Origin of the sequence: Nostoc sp. (assembly GCF_036917975.1) — a bacterium.
Lineage (GTDB): Bacteria > Cyanobacteriota > Cyanobacteriia > Cyanobacteriales > Nostocaceae > Nostoc.
This window is the reverse complement of record NZ_JBALEJ010000025.1, coordinates 108050-133184: the sequence shown is the minus strand read 5'-3', so window position 1 is coordinate 133184 and position 25135 is coordinate 108050. Positions and strand designations below refer to the sequence as shown.

General features: G+C 39.9%; 21 protein-coding genes and 1 tRNA gene. 16 read left to right on the top strand and 6 right to left on the bottom strand.

Annotated elements, in window-relative coordinates; genetic code table 11:
• The first annotated feature begins 85 nt into the window (after positions 1–85).
• Positions 86–730: an NIL domain-containing protein gene (locus V7K76_RS12225; protein ID WP_334775032.1), complete on the top strand. Its 645-nt coding sequence runs from the start codon at positions 86–88 to the stop codon at positions 728–730.
• A 116-nt stretch (positions 731–846) separates the two neighbouring features.
• A complete protein-coding gene (locus tag V7K76_RS12220) occupies positions 847–1185 on the top strand; it encodes an NIL domain-containing protein (protein WP_334775031.1) in 339 nt (112 codons plus the stop codon).
• A gap of 6 nt (positions 1186–1191) precedes the next feature.
• Here V7K76_RS12220 and V7K76_RS12215 read toward each other — a convergent pair whose 3' ends face one another.
• On the bottom strand, positions 1192–1782 hold the full coding sequence (locus V7K76_RS12215) for a Crp/Fnr family transcriptional regulator (protein ID WP_334775030.1): 591 nt from the start codon (positions 1780–1782) through the stop codon (positions 1192–1194).
• Positions 1783–1960: 178 nt separating this feature from the next.
• Entirely contained in the window at positions 1961–2689 is a 729-nt protein-coding gene (gene cysE, locus V7K76_RS12210; RefSeq protein ID WP_442936247.1) for a serine O-acetyltransferase, read from the bottom strand.
• Between the two features lie 241 nt (positions 2690–2930).
• On the opposite strand from cysE, the gene V7K76_RS12205 reads away from it, so the two are divergent.
• Together V7K76_RS12205 and cysK are read left to right on the top strand one after the other, a co-directional pair.
• The gene (locus tag V7K76_RS12205; protein ID WP_334775029.1) at positions 2931–3386 is read left to right on the top strand and encodes an RrF2 family transcriptional regulator; all 456 of its coding nucleotides are present in this window, start codon (positions 2931–2933) and stop codon (positions 3384–3386) included.
• An 18-nt stretch (positions 3387–3404) separates the two neighbouring features.
• The gene (cysK, locus tag V7K76_RS12200) at positions 3405–4367 is read left to right on the top strand and encodes a cysteine synthase A (protein ID WP_334775028.1); all 963 of its coding nucleotides are present in this window, start codon (positions 3405–3407) and stop codon (positions 4365–4367) included.
• Positions 4368–4501: 134 nt separating this feature from the next.
• Here cysK and V7K76_RS12195 read toward each other — a convergent pair whose 3' ends face one another.
• Both V7K76_RS12195 and V7K76_RS12190 read right to left on the bottom strand, forming a co-directional pair.
• Complete coding sequence (locus V7K76_RS12195; RefSeq protein WP_334775027.1) at positions 4502–5212, bottom strand: cadmium resistance transporter; 711 nt, start codon at positions 5210–5212, stop codon at positions 4502–4504.
• 238 nt (positions 5213–5450) lie between these two features.
• Positions 5451–5696, bottom strand: a complete 246-nt coding sequence (locus V7K76_RS12190) for a hypothetical protein (RefSeq protein ID WP_334775026.1) — start codon at positions 5694–5696, stop codon at positions 5451–5453.
• A gap of 88 nt (positions 5697–5784) precedes the next feature.
• Here V7K76_RS12190 and V7K76_RS12185 point away from each other — a divergent pair, with 88 nt between their 5' ends.
• Positions 5785–6447, top strand: coding sequence for a cadmium resistance transporter (locus tag V7K76_RS12185; protein WP_334775024.1), 663 nt, complete (start codon positions 5785–5787; stop codon positions 6445–6447).
• Between the two features lie 57 nt (positions 6448–6504).
• Here V7K76_RS12185 and V7K76_RS12180 read toward each other — a convergent pair whose 3' ends face one another.
• A complete protein-coding gene (locus V7K76_RS12180) occupies positions 6505–7302 on the bottom strand; it encodes a sulfite exporter TauE/SafE family protein (RefSeq protein WP_334775023.1) in 798 nt (265 codons plus the stop codon).
• Between the two features lie 1307 nt (positions 7303–8609).
• Between V7K76_RS12180 and V7K76_RS12175 the strand changes: the two genes are divergently transcribed.
• Together V7K76_RS12175 and V7K76_RS12170 are read left to right on the top strand one after the other, a co-directional pair.
• Positions 8610–10778: a PAS domain S-box protein gene (locus V7K76_RS12175; protein WP_334775021.1), complete on the top strand. Its 2169-nt coding sequence runs from the start codon at positions 8610–8612 to the stop codon at positions 10776–10778.
• Positions 10779–10993: 215 nt separating this feature from the next.
• A complete protein-coding gene (locus tag V7K76_RS12170) occupies positions 10994–12181 on the top strand; it encodes a class I SAM-dependent methyltransferase (protein ID WP_335029791.1) in 1188 nt (395 codons plus the stop codon).
• Between the two features lie 72 nt (positions 12182–12253).
• Here V7K76_RS12170 and V7K76_RS12165 read toward each other — a convergent pair whose 3' ends face one another.
• On the bottom strand, positions 12254–12541 hold the full coding sequence (locus V7K76_RS12165) for a hypothetical protein (protein ID WP_335029800.1): 288 nt from the start codon (positions 12539–12541) through the stop codon (positions 12254–12256).
• Positions 12542–12639: 98 nt separating this feature from the next.
• Here V7K76_RS12165 and V7K76_RS12160 point away from each other — a divergent pair, with 98 nt between their 5' ends.
• From V7K76_RS12160 to V7K76_RS12120, 9 genes are all read left to right on the top strand, one after another.
• Positions 12640–13518: an NAD(P)-dependent oxidoreductase gene (locus V7K76_RS12160; protein WP_335029790.1), complete on the top strand. Its 879-nt coding sequence runs from the start codon at positions 12640–12642 to the stop codon at positions 13516–13518.
• Between the two features lie 190 nt (positions 13519–13708).
• Positions 13709–14872 (top strand): DNA polymerase III subunit beta, encoded by a 1164-nt coding sequence (gene dnaN / locus V7K76_RS12155; protein ID WP_179067702.1) that lies wholly within the window; start codon positions 13709–13711, stop codon positions 14870–14872.
• Between the two features lie 251 nt (positions 14873–15123).
• A complete protein-coding gene (gene trmFO, locus V7K76_RS12150) occupies positions 15124–16440 on the top strand; it encodes an FADH(2)-oxidizing methylenetetrahydrofolate--tRNA-(uracil(54)-C(5))-methyltransferase TrmFO (protein WP_334775017.1) in 1317 nt (438 codons plus the stop codon).
• Between the two features lie 285 nt (positions 16441–16725).
• On the top strand, positions 16726–17931 hold the full coding sequence (locus tag V7K76_RS12145) for a murein hydrolase activator EnvC family protein (protein ID WP_334775016.1): 1206 nt from the start codon (positions 16726–16728) through the stop codon (positions 17929–17931).
• 58 nt (positions 17932–17989) lie between these two features.
• Positions 17990–18062: transfer RNA gene (locus V7K76_RS12140), tRNA-Arg, on the top strand.
• A 541-nt stretch (positions 18063–18603) separates the two neighbouring features.
• Positions 18604–20853: a GUN4 domain-containing protein gene (locus V7K76_RS12135; RefSeq protein ID WP_334775015.1), complete on the top strand. Its 2250-nt coding sequence runs from the start codon at positions 18604–18606 to the stop codon at positions 20851–20853.
• A gap of 163 nt (positions 20854–21016) precedes the next feature.
• Positions 21017–21265, top strand: a complete 249-nt coding sequence (locus V7K76_RS12130; protein ID WP_334775014.1) for a hypothetical protein — start codon at positions 21017–21019, stop codon at positions 21263–21265.
• Positions 21266–21507: 242 nt separating this feature from the next.
• Positions 21508–21939 (top strand): hypothetical protein, encoded by a 432-nt coding sequence (locus V7K76_RS12125; protein WP_334775013.1) that lies wholly within the window; start codon positions 21508–21510, stop codon positions 21937–21939.
• 78 nt (positions 21940–22017) lie between these two features.
• Positions 22018–24756 carry a hypothetical protein gene (locus V7K76_RS12120; RefSeq protein ID WP_334775012.1) on the top strand — a complete coding sequence of 913 codons (2739 nt, stop codon included), beginning with the start codon at positions 22018–22020 and terminating at the stop codon, positions 24754–24756.
• Positions 24757–25135 lie beyond the last annotated feature (379 nt).

The following is a 25135-nucleotide window of genomic DNA, read 5'->3' as shown; positions in this document are numbered from 1 at the left end:
GTACAGCATCAGCAAGATTTTCTGCCGAACCCAAAAATTGCGTAGGCGTAGCCCACTGTAGGTATCGCGATTGGGAATTAATCTGATGTCTGAAAGTAAATCTTTAGAACCCGCTTCAGTCCACAGTCGAATCCTTGTGCCTCAACGGTATCACAGGCAACCTGTAATTTCTCGACTGGTGTCTCGTTATGGTTTAACTGTCAATATCAAAGCTGCATCGCTGACATCCGACAGTGACAGCGATGGCTGGTTTGATTTAGAACTTTCAGGAAATCCTCAAAAACTGACAAATAGCCTATCTTACTTGCAAGGATTGGGAGTGAATTTGCTGCAACTAGCGATCGCTAACCAAATTCAACCCAATCAGCACTCTTTACCTTTCCCAAATCCAGCTAACAAACTGAGTTTCAAAGATTCTACATGGCTGACAAACCAATGGCAAGAGCAATTCCAGCAATGGATTTCTCTAGGTCAAACCAATCGATTGCGTTTGCAACTGTGCGTCTTAAAATCTTATTACGAAGAACCAGTGATTTCTGAGTTAGTTTCTCGTTATGGGCTAACAGTTAATATTACCAGTGCCATACTTCAACCCGATACCCAAGATGACGGCTGGTTTGACTTGGATTTGTGGGGGAGAACAAAGCAACTTTACTCTAGCCTGAGTTATTTAGAAAAACTGGGACTACCAATTTGGTTGGATTTGTCTAGTGTTTATAGCGATCGCTAAGTTAATAATTCGTAATTCGTAATTCGTAATTGAAGGACAATTTAGCTGAATTTGTCTCGGTAGTGATGTCTACGACGGGCTACGCCTACGCTAATTAAAAAAATTATCACTATCCAATGGCAGCACGAAATAACCAAAAAACCAACTCTCACACCAGATTATCAATGGTTTCTTCAGCTTATGAAAAAAGCCAAGTCACTCAGATTCGTCTGCGAATACATATTCCCAAAAGCTATCTACAAGCGCCCGTAATTTCGCAGTTAATTTCTGCTTACGGGTTAGTAGTTAATATTACCAAGGCTATGCTACAACCAAATACAGATGGCGAAGGATGCTTTGACATTGAACTGCGGGGAACAGTGGCACAAATTTCTAACGGTTTAGCTTACCTGGAATCTCTAAACCTTAGAATTATCGGCAAGCCCAATGCTGACGGCGATAGCTGGTTTTACTGAAATAATCTAAATTTCGTAGTACCAAATTTCTTCTTCTTTTAGGACAATTCGATGCAGGGAGAGACGATCAATCAAGCCCTCTTGCTCAAACTGTCCAAGAACACGAGTAATGGTAACACGAGTCGAACCGAGCATTTCCGCCAGGTCTTCATGAGTCAGACGCATATCTATTAAACGTCCCTTCTCAACTTCCGAACCAAACTTTTTAGATAGCCATGCCAACAGCTTGATGAGCATAGTATCCACTTTTTTATGGCTACGAATGATCATCAATTCTTGAGCCTGTTGGATATGGGCAAGTAGAGTTTCTGTTAGTTCACTCCACTCTTCTAAAGGTAAGACTGTTGCCTCTACTTTAGTTAAGCATTCCATCTGATAAGGTTCTAATTTTGACAAAGTTCTACCAACAACGTCCCCAGGGCCCCACAATCCCAGAGCGACGGTTGTACCATCTTCCAAATAGGTAAAAGTCCTAACGAAACCCGTTTCAATCTTCCAAAGTCCGTTTTTATGCTCTGGCAGAAATGACCTACGGGCAAAAATTTGCTTAGTATTATTACTGCTTAGACTAGATAAGCTTGTGTACAAAGACACCATATTATAAACACTCTTCCCCGATAAACTAACCGTAGTATTACATTTATATCAGGTTATAAGAACCTATGGGTATTTAAAAGAAGGGAGTTGGGAGTGGGGAGTTGGGAGTTGGGAGTTGGGAGTTAGGGGTTAGGAGTTATTTGCCCCATGCCCAATGCCCAATGCCCAATTCCCAAAATTAAATTCCCGCACCATCCAGAAAATCTTCAATCATCCCATCAGAATTTTTGCTCTTAGACTTGTTGGTTGCTTCGTCAGCAAGTTCAGTTGGGGATAAACTTGATTGATCTGACAATTGCTCGAACTGTTTCTCTAAAGACTTGACACGTTCAAATAAAGCGCGGATGACTTCAGCTTCTACGTCACGTACTTTATCATGATCCAGAACATTGGTATTTAAGTTGTTCTGACGAGTCACGCGCCCTGGAATCCCAACTACAGTAGTATTACTGGGGACATCTCGTAGCACCACTGAACCGGCTCCAATACGGACGCGATCGCCAATTTGAATATTTCCCAATACCTTTGCACCTGCTCCTACAACCACATGAGAGCCTAAAGTCGGATGGCGTTTGCCGCTTTCTTTCCCAGTGCCGCCAAGGGTGACACCTTGATAAATCAGAGCATAGTCACCCACGATCGCAGTCTCACCAATCACTACTCCCATGCCGTGATCAATAAACACTCCCTGGCCAATTAATGCCCCAGGATGGATTTCAATTCCGGTTAAAAACCTACTAATATGAGAGATGAACCTTGGTATAAAGGGAATGCCAATTTTATATAGCCAGTGTGCCAATCGATGGCATATTAAGGCTTGGAGTCCAGGGTAACAGAACAATACTTCTAGCCAGTTCCGGGCTGCTGGGTCACGCTCAAAAATGGTTTGCAAATCAGTTAGTAGCATACTCTGTTGAGATTTTTGTTGGTAGGTGAGGTTCTGAAAACAGAAACTCAGGATGATTCCCACAAAAAAATTCAAATAATTTATGGGAATTTTTTCAGATCATAATCTACGGTAAGTCGATAGAGTATAGTGTTTTTGTGGGTAATAAGTGGGATGCTATCACATTCCACAGTTGAAAAAAATTAATTTCGCATAAACTGCGATAAGTCCCTCAAATCACCGTAGTATATTGAGTACAGTCTTGAATAGCCAAAACTACGCTCTCTTGGATCTGTCTTCCAAAGTGGAATACGCACTGCTGGCACTCTTAGAACTGGCAAGCCACCACGGAAAAAAACTTCCTTTAACCATGAGCGAGATCACTGCCAAACAACCTATACCTGAGCGCTATCTGGAACAAATTTTGACCAACCTCCGGCGTGCTGGTGTAGTGCAGAGTCAACGCGGCTCTAAAGGAGGTTTCGTTTTAGTTCGTGAACCTTGGCAGATTACAATACTTGAAATTGTCACTTTGGTAGAAGGTGAGCGGAAAGAGAAAGATACCTCTGACTCTCCGACTCTGGAAAAGACTCTGATTTATGAAGTTTGGGAGCAAGCTAATGCTGCCTCAATAGAAGTTTTGGGTCGTTATACACTCCAAAACTTGTGCGACGAAAGAGAAACTCGCGCCCAACAGAGTCCAATGTATTATATTTAGACACGACGGAGTACCCCCATGCGGATAGCGAAAGATATCACAGAGTTAATCGGCCGAACTCCTTTAGTTCAATTAAACAAGATTCCCCAAGCTTCAGGAGCGGTTGCTCGGATTGTGGTGAAGCTAGAAAGCATGAACCCAGCATCTTCTGTGAAAGACCGGATTGGCGCGAGTATGGTGGAAGCGGCGGAAGAAGCAGGCTTGATTCACCCAGGGAAAACTGTTTTAGTAGAGCCGACTTCTGGAAATACAGGAATTGCGCTGGCGATGGTGGCAGCCGCTAAGGGTTATCATCTTATTCTAACGATGCCTGACACAATGAGCCAGGAAAGACGCTCTATGCTGAAAGCTTATGGCGCTCAATTAGAGTTAACGCCAGGGGTAGAAGGGATGCGAGGAGCGATCGGTCGTGCAGAGCAGATTTTAGCTCAAACACCCAATGCTTATATGTTACAGCAGTTTCGTAACCCAGCTAACCCGAAAGTTCACGCCGAAACTACAGCCGAAGAAATTTGGAATGACACCGATGGAGAAGTAGATATTCTCGTGGCGGGAGTGGGTACTGGTGGGACGATTACAGGAGTTTCAGAAGTTATTAAAGGACGGAAGCCGAGTTTTCAAGCGATCGCAGTTGAACCAAGTAGCAGCCCGGTATTAACAGGTGGTAAATCAGGGCCTCACAAAATTCAGGGTATCGGCGCGGGATTTGTCCCAGCAATTTACCGTCCAGAACTGGTAAATGAAGTGATTCAAGTAGCGGATGAGCAAGCGATCGCTTACAGCCGTCGCCTCGCCAAAGAAGAAGGATTGCTATCGGGGATTTCTACTGGCGCTGCTTTATATGCAGCTATTCAGGTGGCACAACGACCAGAAAATGCAGGTCGCCTAATTGTGATGATCCAACCTAGCTTCGGCGAACGCTACCTCAGTACCTCATTGTTCAAAGACCCAGAAGAGAATGAGTGGTTGAGTAAAGTTTAATTCTCCATACCAAATTTTAGATTTTAGATTTTGGATTTTGGATTTTTATTCATTTCTTGGAGTTCCCTAATAGCTAGGGCTAGGTGCGAGATCTGAGGATTTTTAATCTAAGTCAAAATCTAAAACTGGCTTGGTCAACTACTAGAATTTTCGCTAATTTCATCGACACTTTCATGATTTTTCACTAAAATCATCAAACAGACACTACTAGCAGCTAGCTTTATTGGACTTAAAGCTTCACTTTTTAATACAATAAAAGTGCCTAATCCGATAAGAACAAAAGGCACAATATTATTAACGTAACGAGTCAATATCTCAGCTATGACTCTGTTGTTAGTTAATTTGTATGCAGCGTAGCACCAAACTCCTAACAATAGAAAAAATAATCCGATAATTACCAAAAAACTCTCGAAGTTGCAGCTAGCAAATAAAGGAATGTAGACGCTAATATTATCGCTACCATTGGCAATTGTCACGGCTGCCACACTATAAACTTGGGGAGAAAAAAAACTAGTAATTGTTGACGCTTCATCTGCTTCTGTTGTATCTACAACTTCTTTTGCTGAATCTTCTTCCCAATTAACTAAGCTACTGATACCTATAGACATTGGCAGTAAACCAAGTAATCCAATCCAGCTTTTTGAGAATACTAACCCACCAAATAAACCAGGAAGACTCAAAATCAACAGAACTATAAAACCTAGAAATTGACCAGCAACTATATGCCGTGGTCGAAAATTAGGATTTATCTGGGAAAAAAACAACAATAGAATGACAATATCATCAATATTAGTGGCAATGAACGCGATCGCCCCTGTAGTAATTGCAGTAAGTAACTCGTTCATATTTTAAGAGAAATATAGACATACTTTTATCTGGAAGCAGGCTACGCAAAGCCTCTCGTAGAGAAATATTCCAAGGAGAAGAATACAAAGAAATTCAAAAACAACAAATACACGCCCACAGGGTACTGGCGTGTCAAGGCTAAAATGTTCCAAAAAAAATTGTAGGTTGGGTGGAGGCTTTGCCAAAGCCAACATCCTGATATATGTTGGGTTGCGCTCCGCTCCACCCAACCTACGTCTAATGCACAATTTTTTTGCTTGCCATGCCAGTACGTAATAAAATGGAGTGTTCTCGTAGCGTCTTCAAGAGTTGCGATCGCTTTATTCCGCTTTGCTTCATACCCTTATCCACGAGAGGCTGCGCCAACGGGTTCTTCCAAGGAGTACGCAATGACAATCTATCATCTTGATAAATTTGCTTGCATTGGGATGCTCCCCTAAATCTGAATTTTTGCAATAAATCTCGTAAATCGGTGAAATTCATTGAATAATCACTTTCTCTATATTAAAGCTTAGTTGTGCCAGAAGGTTAATTTGGTATGGTTATAAATCGTAGATTCTAAAAATCCAGCATGAGTAAGCTAGGGACAGCTTTCAGTGAAGGGATAATTGCCTTCATCGCCACTAACATAGATGACATGATTATCTTGTTAATATTTTTTTCACAGGTAGATGGTAATTTTCGGCGGCGGCATATCTTACTCGGTCAATATCTGGGTTTTACAGCCATTATCATCGCTAGCTTACCAGGATTTTTTGGTGGATTGGTTATACAGCGGGAATGGATAGGATTGCTAGGATTGCTACCAATTGGTATTGGTATTCACCACTTAGTATATAAAGAAGAAGATACTATCACAGTTCAGACAGTCAGTAGTGATTTTAACCAGCCAACATCTACTAACCCGGTATTGTCTTTTATTTTGAGTGTTTTACACCGCCAAACTTATAAAGTGGCAGCAGTCACGATCGCTAATGGTGGTGACAATATTAGTGTATATGTTCCTTTATTCGCTGGTCACAATCTTGCCAGCTTGGGAGTAATTATAAGTGTATTTTTTATCATGGTAGGGATTTGGTGTGCGATCGCTTATTCTTTAAGCCGTCAACCTACCATTGCCGATCTTTTCAATCGCTACGGCCAAGCTGTTGTACCTTTTGTGTTAATTGGCTTGGGTCTGTTGATTATGTATGAGCGAGGTACATTCACTCTACTACCTTGGGTGAGAAGTTAATTAATGGTGGATGCTGGATGTTGAATGCTGGATTGGGAATTGAAAATCTCAAATTAGTTACACCTGATGAACTAATTTCCAACTCACCATCATCAAAATTGCATAAATGATAAATCGTAACGGACGTTGCGGGGCTACCTCGCAGACTTTAGCACCTAGTAACACCCCAGGCACAGAGCCTAGCCATATAGGCAGTACCAAACTCCAATCAACTGTTCCCAGGCTGAGATGACCAAGGGCTGTAAACAGCAGTAAAATTGCTGCGTGTGAAATATCTGTACCCACTAACTTCCGGGCATCAAGGCGGAAAAACCCAATCAGCACTAGGGCAAACATTGAACCTGAGGAGACGCTGGTTAGACCAACTAAACAGCCTAAAATTGCTCCCAAAGTAATTGTTACAAATCGACCAAAGTTAGTTTCTAAGTCTAACTTTGGCAGTTCGGGTAAATTAAATTTGGGGAAAAAAGTCAATAACAACAATTGCACTAGTGCTAATACTGTGACTAGCAAAATCATTCCGCCAAGCAAACGGAACAAGATGTTATCTAGGTTGTACTCACCTGTACGTTTAATGAAGTGCAAAATCCCCACCCCCAACAGTGAGCCTGGAACACTCCCGAAGGCCAGCCATTTGACAACTTCTGTGTCAAGGGTTTTCTGTTCCCAATGCTTAACGCTACCAACAACTTTCATCAACGTAGCGGCCACAACATCAGAACTCACAGCGATAGAAGGCGGAACCTGAAAAACAAAAATCAACATTGGCGTGATGAGAGAGGCTCCACCAATTCCCGTCAAACCAACGATGATGCCAACAAAAAAGCTTAAGAACGGTAGTAATAGATAGTGCATACTCTTCGGGGGTTTCAACAATTAGTTATCAGTTATCAAAATCTTGTTGAGTCTCCCACTTCTAGAAGTGAGCAGCCTCAGTTAGGGTTTAAATCCCCAAACGAAGCCTTGATAACTGTTCACTGACTTAACTACGAGCAGCTAGAATTGAAATTCAGCTTTAGCTTCACTGCTAGAAAGCAGCAAGTCAGCCAAACTATAGCCCAGTGGTAGACAGAGCTAGTTATGGTGAGTTATTGTCTTTCTCAAGAGATGAGTGACACAAATCTTATCCAGCTAAAAGTTAGGGCAGAGAATTCCTGGATAACTTCAAACCTGTCTGGAAGTTTTTGCAAGCATGACAATTGGCATTTAGCTCAAACAGACTTTGATAACTGCTTATGAGTCAGTTGCTCTGCTAAACTCAACTTCTAACTAGGTTTTTCTGCGGTTTTACATGTAAAAGCACGTAAGGCGATGCACTTACCGTATTTTACTCGTAATCAGGATTAAACGTCCAGCGTATTCGCTTTGTATATCGCTCAATTATCTAGTTAATACTCCGCAGTCGGTTAAACTTCTTAGGACTAGTTGTTAAAAAAAATACCTAATTATACCGCAAGGTGCAGGGGCACGGCAGTGCCCATTAGTGTCAACTTAACGTGAAACCGCTTGTCCGCCGGGAATTGAAATTCCCGTATAATAGCTAAAGTCATCTGAAGATGACTAAATATCGCCAAAAATCTCCAGTCTACTGAAGTAGACTTTAGCTAAAAGCCAAAGAAATTTATCAAGGAAGGCAGGAGGCAGAGGGCAGTTCTTGCTGGAGGAAAACAGCGCTGGTGCCTCCTGCGACCGTTCGCGCAGCGTCTCCAAGAGTTGGGAACAAGGGTTTTAAACCCCACCGTCTACACGGTGCTTACAATTTGGTTGGGGTTTGAATCCCCATCCAAATTGTGCCTCCTGCCTCCTGCCTCTTTCAATTCAACGCGGGTAAGGAAGCTAACAGATAAGCCATTTTTAGCTTAAGTTGACACCAATGGAAGTTACCAATGCCCAATGCCCCAAGCGACGGGGCGACTATCCCTCTCCACGCCACTTGCGGGATGGAGTTTCCCGTAGCTTTCAATGAATTTATATTAAAAATTAGCGGATTTATTTGTGAATATTATGTATAAATCATCATCCCAAAAAATCCAGATATTTACAACTCTAATAGATTGTATTTTGCTACCAGTGTTATTAAAATCCTTAAAATATTCTCAGTATTTGTTTTTAATCTTTAATCTTAATTAATGGAGGTAATCTGCGACACAAGGGGCGATCGCATGAGCAAAAAATGGTATCGAGTCCAAAAGCTAAAAGCTATATTCGTCCTAGCATTGGCAGTTGTATTTACTAATGCTGTAGTCTCATATAGCAACACTATGAAGCTGATTCACAACCAGCAATGGGTAACAGACTCATATCAAGTTATTACCCAAATTGAAAGTATCGAATTTGCACTTAAAGATACTGAAACTGCACAACGTAATTATCTAATTACAGCAGATGCAGATGATCTAAAAACCTATCTTGCAGCTAATCAACAAACTAATAGCAATATTCAGATTCTCACTAAGCTAACTGCTAAAAATCATCAAAAGCAGCAGTGGATTTCTTTGCTGGAACCAAAAATTACCACCAGGCTGAAAATTCTCCAACAAGAAATTTACCTCAGACAAAACCAGGGATTAGAAGCAGTTCGGCAATTAATCTTATCCGATCGAGATAAGCAAATCGGTAAAGAAATCCAACAACTGATTCACGACTCTTTAAAGGCAGAGCAAAATTTGTTACACCAGGGGATGCAGCAGTCACAAGTAAGTTCCCAAAAGGCAATAGTGACATTTTTTATCGCTGCGATTGTGGATTTGGTGCTGGTGGCGCTGCTATATGATTTGTTGTGGCGTTATATCAGGCAACTTCAGCAAACGGAACTGGCCCTACGCCAAAGCGAAAATCGTTTACGAGCCATGATAGATGCAGAACCAGAATGCATCCAGTTAATTGCCAGGGATGGCACCCTTTTAGAAATTAATGCAGAAGGGTTGGCAATAATGGAAGTAGAAAGTGCTGATGTATTAATTGGTAAACCAATTGATGCTGTAATTTTACCAGAGTATAGAGCCGCCTTTGCCGACCTGCATAAAAGTGTCTGCCAAGGTAATAAGGGGACTTTGGAGTTTGAAATGGTGGGATTTCAAGGCACTCATCGCTACATGGAAACTCATGCTGTACCAGTGCGTAACGAATCTGATGGTACGTTCATTCATTTGGCACTGACGCGAGATATAACCCAGCAAAAACAGGCAGAACAGAAAATCCGCGAACAAGCAGCGCTGCTGGATGTATCAACTGACGCGATTCTGGTGCGAAATATCCACAACCAAATTTTATTTTGGAATCAAGGTGCTGAACGTCTATATGGCTGGAAGGCTGAGGAAGTTATGGCGAAAAATGTTTTGCAAGTTTTGTATAAAGAGATTTCACCACAGTTAGAAGACGCTTACTTGAGGGTGATAAATACAGGTGAGTGGCGGGGTGAGTTGCATCAACTAACCAGGGAAGGCAAAATAATTATCGTTGAAAGTCGGTGGACACTGATCCGACATCATAATGGCCAACCCAAATCCATTTTGAGCGTGAACACCGAAATCACGCAGCAAAAACAACTAGAAGCTCAACTTCTGCGATCGCAACGTTTAGAGAGTATTGGTACTCTAGCTGGCGGTATTGCCCATGACCTCAACAATATACTATCTCCAATTTTAATGTCAGTTCAACTGTTGCAGAAGAAATTGCCCGATTCGCAGAGTCAACAAATACTGCAAACTTTAGAAAATAATGTGAAACGCGGTGCTAATTTGCTCAAACAAGTCTTATCTTTTGCACGGGGTATTGAAGATAAACGGATAATTGTGCAAATTCAGCCTTTGATGGCAGAAATTGAGCAAATTATCGCTCAAACATTCCCCCAATCCATTATTTGCCAGATAGATATGCCGAAAAATCTCTGGTACGTTCGTGGAGATATAACTCAACTGCATCAGGTGCTAATAAACTTGGTAATCAACGCCCGCGATGCTATGCCCAATGGCGGTATTTTAAGGATTGCGGCGGAAAATCTGGTGATTGGCGAACATTCTGCCCAGATAAACATCGATGCGAAAGTAGGTTCTTATATTGCGATCGTGGTGACGGATACTGGTATGGGGATGTCGTCAGAAGTCCAGCAACGGATTTTTGAACCATTTTTCACCACCAAAGAGATAGGCAAAGGTACAGGTTTAGGACTTTCTACGGCATTGGGTATTATTAAAAATCACGGTGGTTTTGTCAATGTTTATAGTCAAGTAGGCAGAGGTACTCAATTTACAGTGTACTTGCCTGCCTCTACATTCAGAGACACACATTCGCTGTCTCAAGAACTGAAATCAGTTATGGGAGATAGCTAGTACCGCAAGGCGGAATTCAAAATGACGCTCTCTACGAGACGCTGCGCGAACGTAGACTCGCTAACGCTGCGCTAACAAAATTCAAAATTCAAAATGAATACAGCGTAAGGTTTTCAGGGATTTAGAATGGTATATCTATTTACGCCGTGCTGTACTAGTACAAGAAGGCAAAAGTAAAATTTTCTCTACTCTCCAAATCTCAAACCGGAAATTTTATGGATTCAAATCCAGCATTGTGTGCTGCGATCGCTCATCACATTACCACCAGTCCGCAGCAGCGAATTACTTTTGCTGAATTTATGGATATGGCACTATACCACCCTGAACATGGCTACTATTCTAGCGATGCTGTCAAAATTGGCTTTCAGGGTGGTGATTTTTTTACCTCTCCTAACCTCTGTGCTGACTTTGGCGAGTTATTAGCAGAACAATTTTTGCAAATGTGGGAGATTTTAGGGCGACCTGTACCCTTTTCTCTGGTAGAAATGGGAGCAGGTCAAGGATTGCTAGCATTGCATATCCTGAAATATCATCAGCTGCACTACCCAGATTTTTTTACCGCGCTGGAGTACATCATTGTTGAAAAGTCACCAACTTTAAGAGAAGAACAGCAGCAACGCTTGCAAGATTTACCCGTGCGTTGGTGTAGTTTAGAGGAAATACCATCCAATGCGATCGCAGGCTGCTTTTTTTCTAACGAGTTAGTAGATGCATTTCCAGTACATCAATTTATTCTAGAATCGGGCGAACTCCGAGAAATTTATGTAACCACAGATCCTAATGAGAAAGAAACCAATCCCCCATACCCATCATTTGTAGAAGTCACAGGGGGACCTTCAACGCCCCAACTAACTGAATATTTAGATTTACTGGAAATCGACTTAACCCAAAGTGCCTATCCAGATGCCTACCGTAGTGAAATTAATTTAGCTGCTTTAAACTGGTTGAGTATAGTAGCAGACCGCTTACAGCGCGGCTATGTGCTAACAATTGATTATGGCTACCCCGCCAGTCGTTACTATAATCCCAGGCGATCGCAAGGAACACTACAGTGTTATTACCATCATCGTTTCCATGACAACCCCTATATTAATATTGGTAGGCAAGATATTACTGCCCATGTTGACTTTACGGCCTTGGAACGCTGGGGTGAGAAGTGTAATTTAGAGAATATTGGTTTTATCCAGCAGGGATTATTTTTAATGGCGTTGGGGTTAGGCGAACGTATTGCGGCCCTTTCCGATCAAAAGCAACCCCTCTCACAGTTACTAAAGCGGCGGGACGCACTACACCAACTTATAGATCCCACAGGCTTAGGCGGTTTTGGAGTCCTAATTCAGAGCAAAGGTTTGGAGAATACAGAAATTTCTCAACCACTAAAAGGACTGACCTTGCCAGAGTAAATGTAAATTTGAAAAGTTAAAACTCTATTTAAGAATGCCGTATCAGTCTTATTTAGACTAGCATAACAGTGATTACTGTAAAGTTAAACACACTACCAAAGTAATAATTATGACTACCCACGACCTGTTAATGCTAGCAACACTACTTACCCCCGGTATTTTACTTTCAGTGATAATTATGGTGACTTTTGCGGCTGGTGGTTGATTGCCAGAGTTAGAGACTAGGGACTGGGAAGTAGTAAAACTGGGATTTGAGAGGTTAGTGGTGTTCAGATCCCCGACTTCTTTAAGAAGTCGGGGATCTAGCAGCCCCTCAAAATCAATGGGACAAACCACTACTTCCCCATTAATTTGAATCAAACAATACAAACGCGATGTCCACGATGGGCTGTAACACTCGTGACGCTCAACAGCACGAGCGTCTGACTCGCTAACACGTCATTAAAGGAACTTAAAAAATGAAGGTGGCATTTCTGGGAACTGGACTGATGGGACTACCAATGGCTCAAAGGTTATTAGCCGCAGATATACAGCTAGTTGTCTACAATCGCACCCCAGAAAAATTAGCACCACTACAAGCTGCTGGGGCTGAAATTGTCACACATCCCCGCCACGCCATTCGCGCTGCTGAGTGCGTAATTCTCATGCTTACTAATGCCTCGGCTATTTATAATGTGTTGCTTTCAGATACAGCTTGGCAAACCTTAGAAGGACGCACAATCATTCAAATGGGAACAATTACTCCCACGGAAAGCCAGGAAATTAGAGATGCAGTTGTTGCAGGTGGTGGTGAGTATTTAGAAGCACCTGTATTAGGGAGTATCCCAGAAGCAAAAGCTGGTAAGTTGAGTGTTATGGTAGGATCTGAGCCAGAACAATATCAACGCCACTTAAAATTACTCCAAAATTTTGGGACTGAACCTTTACTTATAGGGCCAGTGGGATCTGCGGCGGCGCTGAAATTGGCACTCAATCAACTAATAGCTTCCCTAACAACTAGCTTTGCCCTGAGTCTGGCTTTTGTCCAGCGTCAGGGTGTGGATGTAGATGTGTTTATGCAAATATTGCGCGATAGTCCACTCTACGCACCTACCTTTGATAAAAAGCTACAACGGATGTTGGATGGCAACTATACCGATCCAAATTTCCCTACAAAACACTTGCTGAAAGATACAGAATTGTTTATCTCGGAAGCGAAATCTCAGAGTTTGGATCTCAGTAGTATTAAAGGAGTGCGGCAAATTTTGCAAACAGCCGTAAAAATGTCATTTGCCGATGATGATTACTCATCACTATTTTCTGTAATTAAAGAATGGGGAGAAGCGATCGGGGATTGAAGTAGGCAAGCAAAGAATTGTAATTCCCAATGTTTTTGAGGGAATAGAGGCACTGCTGTTTGTGCCTGTAGTTTTAAGACTTTGGACTAAGATTACAAACGTATTTGTCTAGATTTATCTACTTTTGAGTAGCTTTGTCCAGATTCCTACGAGCGGTGTTAGGATATCTTTCACCAGCTGAATCTGACTTATGAAATTAGTTTGCTCCCAAAGCGATCTCAGTACAAACCTCTCACTCGTCAGTCGTGCAGTACCTTCACGACCGACTCATCCGGTACTTGCCAATGTGCTGCTACAAGCGGATGCTGAAACTAACCAAGTAAGCTTAACAGCCTTTGATCTCAGCTTGGGAATCCGCACCAGCTTTAATGCTGAGGTATGGCAAAGTGGCGCGATCGCACTTCCTGCTAAATTACTTGTAGACATCACTTCTCGTCTTCCAGAAGGCGAAATCACTCTAGATGATGAATCAGCCCTTACAGGTGCAACATCCGGTGGAGAAGGCTTAATTGTTACACTCACACCCAAGAGTGGACATTACCAAGTCCGAGCAATGGGGCCAGAAGAATTTCCCGAACTACCTGTAATTGAAAATACAGAAGTAATCCATCTCACCACCACCGCATTAATTGAGGGATTACGCGGTTCATTATTTGCTACCAGTGCTGATGAAACCAAGCAAGTACTCACTGGTGTGCATTTAACAGTTAAACAAGATACCCTAGAATTTGCTGCTACCGACGGACATCGCCTCGCAGTAGTAGAAACTAGCAACGAGCGTCCTTTAGGTGGAACGACTCAACTAGAAGTAACAGTACCAGCTAGAGCATTACGCGAACTCCAACGAATGCTAGCTCATAGCGCCTCATCAGATGAACCTGTAGCTTTATATTTCGATCAAGGTCAAGTTGTGTTTGCATGGCAAAATCAACGCTTGACTAGTCGCACATTAGAAGGGCAATATCCTGCTTATCGACAACTAATCCCCCGTCAATTTGAGCGACAATTGACCATTGAACGGCGACAATTCGTCAGCACTTTAGAACGGATTGCGGTGCTAGCCGATCAAAAAAATAACATTGTCAAACTGAGTATTGATAGCGAAGCCCAAGAAATTACCTTATCTTGTGAAGCTCAAGATGTAGGCAGTGGTAGAGAGTCAATGCCGGCACAGATTTCTGGTGAAAATATTGAGATTGCCTTTAACATTAAATATTTGATGGAAGGCTTAAAAGAGTTACCGTCTTCCGAAATTCAAATGCATTTAAATCAAAGCCTAACGCCAGTAATTTTTACACCATTGGGTGGTTTGAAAATGACTTATTTAGCTATGCCGGTGCAACTTAGAAGTTAAAACAAGTCGCAAGTCGCAAGTCGCAAGTCGCAAGTCGCAAGTAAGTTTTGTTAAAGCGACGCGCAAAGCGAGTCTGCGATAGCGCCGGCGGCAAGCGAGTATTTTCGAGTCGCGTCCGGGGATTTAGCGCTGCATTGCGGTCTTGGGGTCTCCCCAAGAGGAGCAACTTTGCAAGACAGACCCCGACCCAAAACTTACCGGTTATTGAACCGGGGGACTTAAACCCACCGTACTCTGTTAAAAATTTAACTATGGAAAAACAGCCGATACAAGTAATTGGAGGTGGACTAGCTGGAACGGAAGCAGCGTGGCAAATAGCTCAGGCTGGAGTACCAGTAATTCTACATGAAATGCGTCCAAAGCGATTTAGTCCTGCTCATCATACAGAACATTTAGCAGAACTAGTGTGTAGTAATTCCTTTGGGGCAATGGCAAGCGATCGCGCAGCAGGATTATTGCACGAAGAGTTACGCCAACTAGGTTCTATCGTCATCTCCAAAGCTGATGAACACGCCGTCCCGGCTGGTGGGGCGCTAGCTGTGGATCGGGGACAATTTGGCCAAGACTTGACTGAAACTTTAGCACATCATCCTTTAATTGAATTCCGTCGGGGTGAAGTGTCTGCGATTCCAGAAGGAATTGTGGTTTTAGCAACTGGGCCTTTAACTAGTCCCGACTTAGCAGAAGATTTGCTCCGCTTTACGGGTATGGAATACCTGAGCTTTTTCGATGCAGCGAGTCCGATTATCGTCGGAGAATCGATTAACCGTGACATTGCTTTTATGGCATCACGTTATGACAAAGGCGAAGCTGCTTATCTCAACTGCCCAATGAATAAAGAGCAGTACTTGCATTTTCGAGAAGAACTTTGTAAAGCTGAACAAATAGAACTCAAGGGTTTTGAACGGGAAACAGCAAAATTTTTTGAAGCTTGTTTACCCATAGAAGAATTAGCACATCGGGGGGAAGATACCATGCGTTACGGCCCCCTAAAGCCAGTGGGATTGTCAGATACTCGCACAGGGGAACGTCCTTATGCTGTGGTGCAGTTGCGACAAGAAGATAAAGCCGGTCAACTGTGGAATATGGTAGGATTTCAAACTAATCTGCGTTGGGGTGAGCAAAAGCGCATATTTCAGCTAATTCCCAGTTTGGAAAAAGCAGAGTTTGTGAGGTTGGGAGTGATGCACCGCAACACTTTTATTAATGCTCCCCAGTTAATGCATCCTACCTTGCAATTTAAAGGGCGTCCAACATTGTTAGCTGCTGGACAATTGATTGGTACTGAAGGCTACACTGCTGCGGCTGCCGGTGGCTGCTTGGCGGGAATTAATGCAGCGCGGTTAGCTTTGGGTAAAGAAGCTTTGGTTTTACCACCAACAACAATGATGGGTGCGTTATTGGAATTTATTAGTTCCGCTTCGCCCAAGCATTTCCAACCAATGCCGCCCAACTTTGGGATTTTTCCCGATTTAGGAGTGAAAATCAAAAGTAAACCAGAGCGTTATGGACGTTACCGCGATCGCTCTTTAACTGATTTGGCAACTTGGAAAGTTAATCGTAATTAATAGACATCTGGTGAAAAAGAATTGTTTTGACGTAGCACTGCTACGTCTCTACAAAGGTTCTGGGTAACGCACGCTAAACCTGGACACACCAAAGTAATTAAGAGAATTGCTATCCGTGTACTCATATATACCACCTGCTAATATATCTGCTAAATGCTGACATAGCTGGAATCCTTGTGTTACAACTTGGCATACCAATTTAATAATGCGTTGGAGTAGGTGAATCAGATTTTGGGAATAATCCTCATAGTGTTTGAAAGCATAGCTGGGGTGGGGCTTCGCACTATGAGAGCGCGATTTCTACAAAAAAAGCAGATTTATTGCTGTTTCTCAATTGCATTTTGCTGCATCTTGTGCATTTGTTTGGCATTAATTCCAGCCTACGCAATATCCACAGGATCTATCGATAATTTGCGACAACAGCAACAACAGATGAACCAGCAGCATCAGAGTGTGGCTCAAGATCGCGATCGCTTAACAAATCTCCAAGGAGAGGCTCAAAAAAACCTCACTGGCTTAAAGCAAAATGTGCAAACTACAGATAGCTACATTCAAGAGAGCGAATCACGATTACAACTCGCCGCCCAAAGTCTCCAGAAGTTAGAAGCTGACTTAGATGTGGCAGAACGTTCATATCAGGAGCGTCAAGTCGCAACAGTAGCACGATTGCGTTATCTCCAGCGATCGCCTGCTTCTTTTGGATGGGCAGTTTTGCTTGAAAGTGAAAATATCAGCGACTTTTTCAGCCGTCGTCATCAGTTGAAGTTAGTCTATCAGGCAGACGAGAAAATTTTGCTAAAACTCAACACCCAAGCAAAGCTGATCGATAAACAGAAAACGGAAGTAGAACAGCAAAAAAATGAAATTGCCTTGATTCGTGAGCAACTGCTAGCACAAAAATCCGATTATCAAACTCAGGCACAATCGCAATCAGAATTGATTCAACGCCTAAATAGCGATCGCCTGGCCTTGGAAGCAGCGCAAAATCAGTTAGAAAGGGAATCGAAAAATCTGGAAGTCTTGATTCAACAAAAGGTAGCAGAAGCCAGATCGTCAGAAGAAGCCCAAACAAAAACCAACAGCCGTACAAATATCATCATTCGGGGAACTGGTGTCATGACATATCCCAGCGATGCTCCTACTAGCAGTCCCTTTGGCTGGCGGATACACCCTATTCTTGGCTATCGTCGCTTTCACGCCGGCTTAGACTTTGCCGCCAGTTATGGCAGTAAAATTCGGGCAGCCGATTCAGGAAAAGTAATTTTTGCTGGGTGGTATGGTGGCTATGGCAGAGCAGTAATTATCGACCACGGCAATGGTCTGACGACACTCTACGGTCATACCAGCGAGTTGTATGTCACCGAAGGACAAGCAGTTGAACGCGGACAAGCGATCGGTGCTGTCGGTTCCACGGGTTTCTCAACTGGCCCACACCTCCACTTTGAAGTTCGTCGCAATGGTACACCAGTCAACCCCACTGATTATCTTTAACTCATTGCCAATTCGACCGCAAACTTGATCACAGACGTGCTATCATTGCCAATAATGAGGGCGCGTAGCTCAGTGGATAGAGCAACAGATTCCGGTTCTGTGGGTCGGGGGTTCAAATCCCTCCGCGCTCGTTACCTTTACAAGACTAACCACAAAATCGAGAGGTCATTTTCTCTCAGTTTTCTCTCACGGGATAAAACCAATTTACCCTATGAGACGGAATTGCAACGGATAGCTGGAATACATAAAATTTATAGCTTAGACTAGGTAATATAATTTTTGCTTATAATTCATTTATAAAACCTGTCTCTGATAATTCCTAAGAATTTGCTAGAAAATTTTTAATATAATTTATACTAAACTTGACTTTTTTAAAATTTTGTGCATAAGGTTGATTTTATAGTGGTGCTGCCTCTGCATTAGAGTGCTATCACCTATATATATAGGTATGTACTTTAGTGTGCAAAAAGTTGCATACTTTACATACTTCAGTATATTTTCATCCAACTTTTTATGCTTGCTAGGGAATCCAAAGGAAACGGGACTCCTAATTAATAAGAAGACATAACTGTTAGAAAATGTCTAATTTCTACTTTCCATGCGTTATTTAACGACTGCAATTGGGAAAGATAAGATGTAAGGCAAAATCTGCTACCTAGAAAGAAGGTATTTATGTCACAACCACAACCAAATATACTGCAACTTGCTAAACAAGGAAACCCAAAAGCTATTGCGGCTTTAATAAACAGACAACTAGAGCCTAAAGGTATCGTTGCTCAAGTTGATTTAAAAGATAACTGCTTACAAATTCTTATAGAAGCAATTCAATTGCCGCCACAACAGATTATAGTTGAATACTTCCGTAAGTCTTTCACAAACTTAGGTGCTACTGCAATCAAAACTATTAAAGTTTATGGAAAACGACCGGGAGAAGTATTTTTTGATTGGCATGAATTATTTGATTTGGTAGAACCACCAGGGCAAGAACTATTGAAAATGGCTAAATCTGGTGATATTCAATCAATAACTATTGTGATAAATCAGTGTTTAAAAAATCAAGGTATTATAGCCAAAGTAAATTTAAAAGATAGTTGCTTGCGAGTAATGCTAGAAGCACAAGAAGCTATAAATCAACAATTAATAGTCCCAATACTAATTAATGAATTTGAGAAATTAAGCATCGAATCTATCGATAAATTAATAGTATATGGCAAACAAACTAATGAAGACTTTCCAGGATGGCATCAAGAAATTAACTATAATTTACTAACTAATAACTCAGGAAAAACAGTAGAATCTTTAGCTTTAGTCTCAATTAGCGAGACTGAAGTTAAAGATATCATAAATGTAAGCCTCAGTCAAATTGAAAATATAGATTCTGTCAAGTTATCAAACTATCTATATTATGAATTTCTACAAAATAGAATATATGAACCTCTATCAGTTAGGTTCAAAGCTGAAGAAGATGAAAATAAAATTCATGGTATAGTGAATGCGTTTAATATTTCTACTCTAGAAGAAGATATAAAGCTGTCCATAAAGCAAATAGAAAAGCAAATTGTAAGAACATTAGAAGATAAGTTCTATATCACTTTAGATATAAACCAAGTAGAAAGAATATTTTATGATATTTTAAATTATAGGTTTTCTAATCTAAAAAATGCAATTAAACAGATGGAAAAAGCTATACAGGAAGTTTTAAATTTTAATTTTCCTGAAGAAACAAACGAGTTAAAAGCCTTCTTTAAAGGAGCCGTAGAAGGAGCCGTAGATGGTCTTACAGGAAGAATTAAATTTACAGAAGTAATTGTAGGGGGTGTAATTGGTAATCTTATTATACCAGGATTAGGGGGTGTAATTGGTGGTGCAGTTGGAGGGTGGTTTGCTGGTAATAAGGAACAAAAGAGAATGGAAGAGATTATTAATCAATATGATATAGCCAAAAAGAAAGTAGATGAGGAATTCAAAGTTCTATTCCAAAATTGTTATGAGGATATTTCTAATTTGATTAATAGTTTATATAGAATAAATCTTATTCAATATCAATATTTTCTACAATCGGAAGAACTTAATAGACAAGGTGTAGAGACTAAAAATAATAAAAAAAATCTTATAGAAGCTATTAATTTTTACGATGCAGCCATCAACTTGAATCCACATCATTACGTAGCGTTGTTTAATAAAGGTTTCGCTTTAGAGTCATTAGGTAAGTACGAAGAAGCAATTGATGCCTATGATGAATCTCTTAAAATTAATAGTAAATTTATTCTTCCTCTGGAAAGTAAAATAAGGGTTTTAGAAGCTTATCTAGAACAATATGAAACTGTAATTTTACTATGTGATAATGCTATTTCTAAAGGTTATAACACTTTTAATATCTTGTCTGCAAAAAGCTTTTCTCTTTATAAATTAGAAAGATACCAAGAAGCAATTGAAATTTGTGATATAGCTATATCAATCTATTCTTCTAGTCTTGAAATATATCAGTTTTTTATACAGAAAGCTGTCTGTATGATATGGATGGAAGATTCAGAACTTGCTCTAGAAAATCTAAAAGAAGCCATAACATTAAATCCAGAAAAGTCCCAAGAAATAATAAAAGTTAGTCCGAGCTTTGAGAACCTAAAAAATGATGAAAGATTTATAGCATTGATGGAATCATCTGTGGGTGTAGATTATAGTAATTTGAAGAAACTATTAGCAGAAAATAAATGGAAAGAAGCTGATATAGAAACAGCAAAACTCATGTGTTTGGCAGTTACTAATCATGATAAAAGACTTAATATAATCGTGAAGGATGCTAGAGCATATACAGAGTTGAATAACGAACGAATTGTTAAAATACCAGCTATAGATTTAAATACAATTGATAAGCTTTGGCTAAATTGCAGTAAAGGAAAGTTTGGATTCTCTGTACAATAACCAATTATTAAAAGTAGAAAGTCGGAGGTTAGGAGTAAGCCAGAATGATTTGATAAGAATAGGACTAAGGTCTATTAAAAATGATGATTTACAGAAGCTAGTCGATGCTAAAGAATTAATCGCTTGCTAAAAAAACCCTACCATACCAAACACAAGTAAAATAATGGATACAGTAACCAACTTAATTAACTTTGCAAAACCGTTCTATTTAAACGGTGATTTTTATACTTATGACGAATTTACGGCTGTAATTCTTGATTTACTAACTGAGGAGCAAATGACAGAGTACCGTAAAGCACGTATCAAACTAGAAAAAAGTAACGATGAGCTACTACAAAAGTATGTCGCTTATTTCAGTTTGGAACACGAAATAGATGAGGCTGATATTTGGGTAGAGTATGTTGATGACTAGAAAATTAGTAAGATAATATGGCATAGAATCCAGAATTTTAAAAACTATCCACATGGCTAAGAAAATCTTTTTATCCTGCAATAAAGATTTCACTCTGTTCATGGACTTTGAGAATTATCTAAAGCATTTCTTACCGAGAGATTTATATATGGATTACCTAAATAAAATGTCCACAAAGTTAGAGCGATATCCCAGTAAATTTATGAACTACTCACAATTTATTATCGACAACATCGAAGACAGTGACGACATCAACAGCAACTAAGAGAAAGAAACATCCAGATAAGGCTAAGTTAGATGATTTATTACAAAAATTCCGTATTGCTATAAAGCAACAGATAGCCCATTTCAAAAGTAGTAAAGTTCATAGTGATGGATATTACTACTCAGATATAACGGGTTATAAAATCACAAAATCCAAAAATGTCCAGGTTAATCACGTACATCCTAGAACATTTCGTCAACTAGCTTACGACTTTATCAAAAGTAGAGGAATTGACTTAGACTCTATCGAATTTCTGCAAGATTATGAGCTAAACCAAGTACTAGAAGACTGGAAACAGTTTCATGCAAAGAATGCAGTACTTAATATTCTTACTGCGTCTCAGAATAAATACGAATGGCTCTCTAATCGAGCGAATGACATTCCTTACACCAGATTCTACACAAATTGAAATAGCCTTCAGCTACCACAACTAAAGGCAATAATCGACTACTAACGATGGAAAACGAACCAAATGGAATTACTTACTATGAACAATTCAACTATTACTAATTATAACGAATTTCTCAGTGTCTTTAGACAAAATATAGCTCAAAATTCATCTACACACGAAGCATACAGACAGAAAATTATAGAGCATCGAAAAACTTATAAGAAACTTGTACTTAGGAAGCATTTAGATACGGTGAAGCACCAACTCATTATTGACACTAAAAAAGTTAATAATAAACCTGAAGGTGAAGAAGCTTTAGCTACTATATACGAACGTAAAAGAGAATTTACTACTGAAGCTACAGCTTTTGAATTAGCACAAAGAGTACAAGATGGTAACTTATTTATACCAGGTTATATCGATGTAAAAAAAAGACTCGTAGATAAAAACTGGGAGAGTCAATCCATATTCTGTATCGATATGGACGATACCCTTACTATTCAACAAACATTTGCGAGGTTAGATGAATATCAAATACAACATTGTTTTGCTTATACTACACTAAGACATACGCATCAACACCATAAGTTTAGAGTAGTATTCCAATTACTTGAACCAATTACAGATATAAACCAGAGAAAAGCTATTGTAGATATGCTTTTTATATTATTTCCAGAACAAGATAAGGCTTGTAAGAATCCTACTAGGAGATTTTTAGGTAGTAGAGAGTACACAGTATTCTTTCCAGCTTACGATAAGTATCTAAATGTTAATAATCTACTAGCAGCAACCCGTTCTTTAGTAAATACAGGGTTAAATACTTCTAATAATCTCTCTCGTAACTTGGACAGATTAGATAAGTCGTTAAAAGTGGATGAATTAGCGCAAAACCCTTTATATAATATAAAGGGAATTGCGGTACTTAATCCAAAAAACGCTACTTTTATAGAAAGTAAAAAAGTAATTAGTAATAGTATTAACCCTGTATCCTTGAGAACGGCAAACTATGAAATACTACGCGGAGTAGATTTTGAGCAGCTAGGTAATCAGGTTAAAATATTCCAAGATTTCTGTAATCCCGATATCAAGCTGAATCATGTACAGTTACGAGGTATTGCATCATCCCTGCGCTTTATCGAAGGTGGTGATAAGTTTTTTATAGAGACTGTCTCTAGTAATCCTTTGTACGCCAATGAGAAGAAATTCTTAGTTAAAGAGTGCAGAAAGTATGACTATCATGCAATGTCTCTACATAACTTCAGTGAATATCCTGAAGATTGGGAGTATAGCAATATATATGAAGTTGCTAGGATTAATCGCACACATTTTTATAGAAAAACACAAGGGGTACTTATGTCGTTAGCCACTGCCGAAGAAAAGCTTTATTCTACTTTAACTACAATACTTAAAAGTGATGACACTGATGTACACATCATCAAAAAAGCTACTGGTTTAGGTGGGACTACACTACTAGCAAAGCTGCTAGGTGATTTAAGTATAAAAGCTGTTGTAGCGTTTCCCAATCATGCTTTAAAGCGAGAGAAGATAGAGTTATTTTCTGAGTATAGTAAATGTAATGTAACGCCAAACTTACCCGGCAATATTCCGCAAAAGCTCAAGGAAAAGTTAGAATATTATTATCAAATTGGTTCTTACACTGCTGCTAATGACTTGATAAGTAGGGAAGCCAGTAAATACCCAGCACTTCGTAATTACTGGATAAATAAGTTAAACAGTTACAAATCTGATAACACTGTACTCACTACTCATACCCAGACAATGTATGTCAACTTTGATAAGCATACAACTTATATTTTCGATGAAGACCCACTAAGACAGATATTAGAGAAAGGTAGCGTTACTTTAACAGATTTACAAGAGTTACTAACTGTAGTAAAAAATAGAAATGATAGGTCAGTACTTACTAGCTTTTGTGAATCCATCATAAATAATATTCCTAATTGCATACACAAGACTAAGGCTTTAGGATTAAGCGACATGAGTAATATCGAAGCTGAAGTAATTCTAAATGACACGGGTAAGCTATCCACAGCAGTACTTAGGTTTTTAGATAGTGACCACTATGCAAAACATTTACCTGATAGTGAAGATGATACCGATGTTAAATCCATCGAATTTATTAAGCACAACAGTTTAAACTCTGAATTCCTAAGTAACAGAAAAATAATTATAATATCTGCTACCGTTTCGGAATATATTTACAGAGCATTATATGGTGATAGAGTCAAGTTTTATGATATTGATAATGTCGATGCCATTGGATTAATCGACCAAAATCGTAAATATAGCTACGGTCAACGCAGTTTACAAGAACACACTGATTATGTGAACGAACAAATTAAAGACTTACCGACTATCACATTTAAGAAATTCAGACACAAGATAACAAACGCATTAGAAGATATTTATTACTGGAAATGCGAGGGATTTGATGAGCTAAAGGGCAAGGATATCGCAGTAGTAGGTACACCACATTTAAGACTAACCGACTACTTGCTGTATGGCGCTGCTTTAGGTATTGATATTAGGACATCAGACTTTAAACTTACTAATCGAATAGTTGAACACAACGGCATTGTGTGTTTATTCAACACATTCCAAAGTGACAGTTTGCAAAAGATACAGTTTCATTTCATAGAGGAGCAGATAGAGCAAGCGATAGGTAGAGCAAGACATCTAAGAGAAGATGTTGTGGTGAAGTTGTTTACCAATTTCCCTGTAAAAAATACTTTACTCACTGATGACGAAAGAATACCTCACCTAGAACGGCTAGCCAAGGTAGGAACAGCCCAGGTCGAACAGTTTTCGTTTTAACCGTTTCACCATCTCAGGTGAAAGAGGCTGAAATACCTACTGTGCAAGAATCATGAAATGATAATTTTGTACTGCACACCTGCACAGAAAATTAGAATTTACTTAGTAAATATTTTAGCTAAGTAGTACTTAGCATCAACTTCCTGTCAGTATTGTTAATCCCTGACAAAAAACCTTAGAATCTTATGAGCTTCACTAGTAGCGCTACCAAGCCTACAAAATGAACTACCCTTCTATTTCTGGTCTTTGCTACACCTAGAAAGATTAGCTAGGTTAGGAATAGAGGATGATTCTATACCTAGAGAAGTAATCATTATCCGAGATGATGAGGAAATCTTGATTTAAATAAAATTTCACCTGTATCAAAATTCATATAGGT

Coding starts and splice junctions, on each gene's coding strand:
- V7K76_RS12190 (WP_334775026.1), bottom strand. CDS start 5,696: ATGAATTTCACCGATTTACGAGATTTATTGCAAAAATTCAGATTTAGG.
- V7K76_RS12220 (WP_334775031.1), top strand. CDS start 847: ATGGCAGCACGAAATAACCAAAAAACCAACTCTCACACCAGATTATCA.
- cysK (WP_334775028.1), top strand. CDS start 3,405: ATGCGGATAGCGAAAGATATCACAGAGTTAATCGGCCGAACTCCTTTA.
- V7K76_RS12175 (WP_334775021.1), top strand. CDS start 8,610: ATGAGCAAAAAATGGTATCGAGTCCAAAAGCTAAAAGCTATATTCGTC.
- cysE (WP_442936247.1), bottom strand. CDS start 2,689: ATGCTACTAACTGATTTGCAAACCATTTTTGAGCGTGACCCAGCAGCC.
- V7K76_RS12215 (WP_334775030.1), bottom strand. CDS start 1,782: ATGGTGTCTTTGTACACAAGCTTATCTAGTCTAAGCAGTAATAATACT.
- V7K76_RS12195 (WP_334775027.1), bottom strand. CDS start 5,212: ATGAACGAGTTACTTACTGCAATTACTACAGGGGCGATCGCGTTCATT.
- dnaN (WP_179067702.1), top strand. CDS start 13,709: ATGAAATTAGTTTGCTCCCAAAGCGATCTCAGTACAAACCTCTCACTC.
- V7K76_RS12180 (WP_334775023.1), bottom strand. CDS start 7,302: ATGCACTATCTATTACTACCGTTCTTAAGCTTTTTTGTTGGCATCATC.
- V7K76_RS12130 (WP_334775014.1), top strand. CDS start 21,017: ATGGATACAGTAACCAACTTAATTAACTTTGCAAAACCGTTCTATTTA.
- V7K76_RS12225 (WP_334775032.1), top strand. CDS start 86: ATGTCTGAAAGTAAATCTTTAGAACCCGCTTCAGTCCACAGTCGAATC.
- trmFO (WP_334775017.1), top strand. CDS start 15,124: ATGGAAAAACAGCCGATACAAGTAATTGGAGGTGGACTAGCTGGAACG.
- V7K76_RS12185 (WP_334775024.1), top strand. CDS start 5,785: ATGAGTAAGCTAGGGACAGCTTTCAGTGAAGGGATAATTGCCTTCATC.
- V7K76_RS12120 (WP_334775012.1), top strand. CDS start 22,018: ATGAACAATTCAACTATTACTAATTATAACGAATTTCTCAGTGTCTTT.
- V7K76_RS12135 (WP_334775015.1), top strand. CDS start 18,604: ATGTCACAACCACAACCAAATATACTGCAACTTGCTAAACAAGGAAAC.
- V7K76_RS12145 (WP_334775016.1), top strand. CDS start 16,726: ATGAGAGCGCGATTTCTACAAAAAAAGCAGATTTATTGCTGTTTCTCA.
- V7K76_RS12160 (WP_335029790.1), top strand. CDS start 12,640: ATGAAGGTGGCATTTCTGGGAACTGGACTGATGGGACTACCAATGGCT.
- V7K76_RS12170 (WP_335029791.1), top strand. CDS start 10,994: ATGGATTCAAATCCAGCATTGTGTGCTGCGATCGCTCATCACATTACC.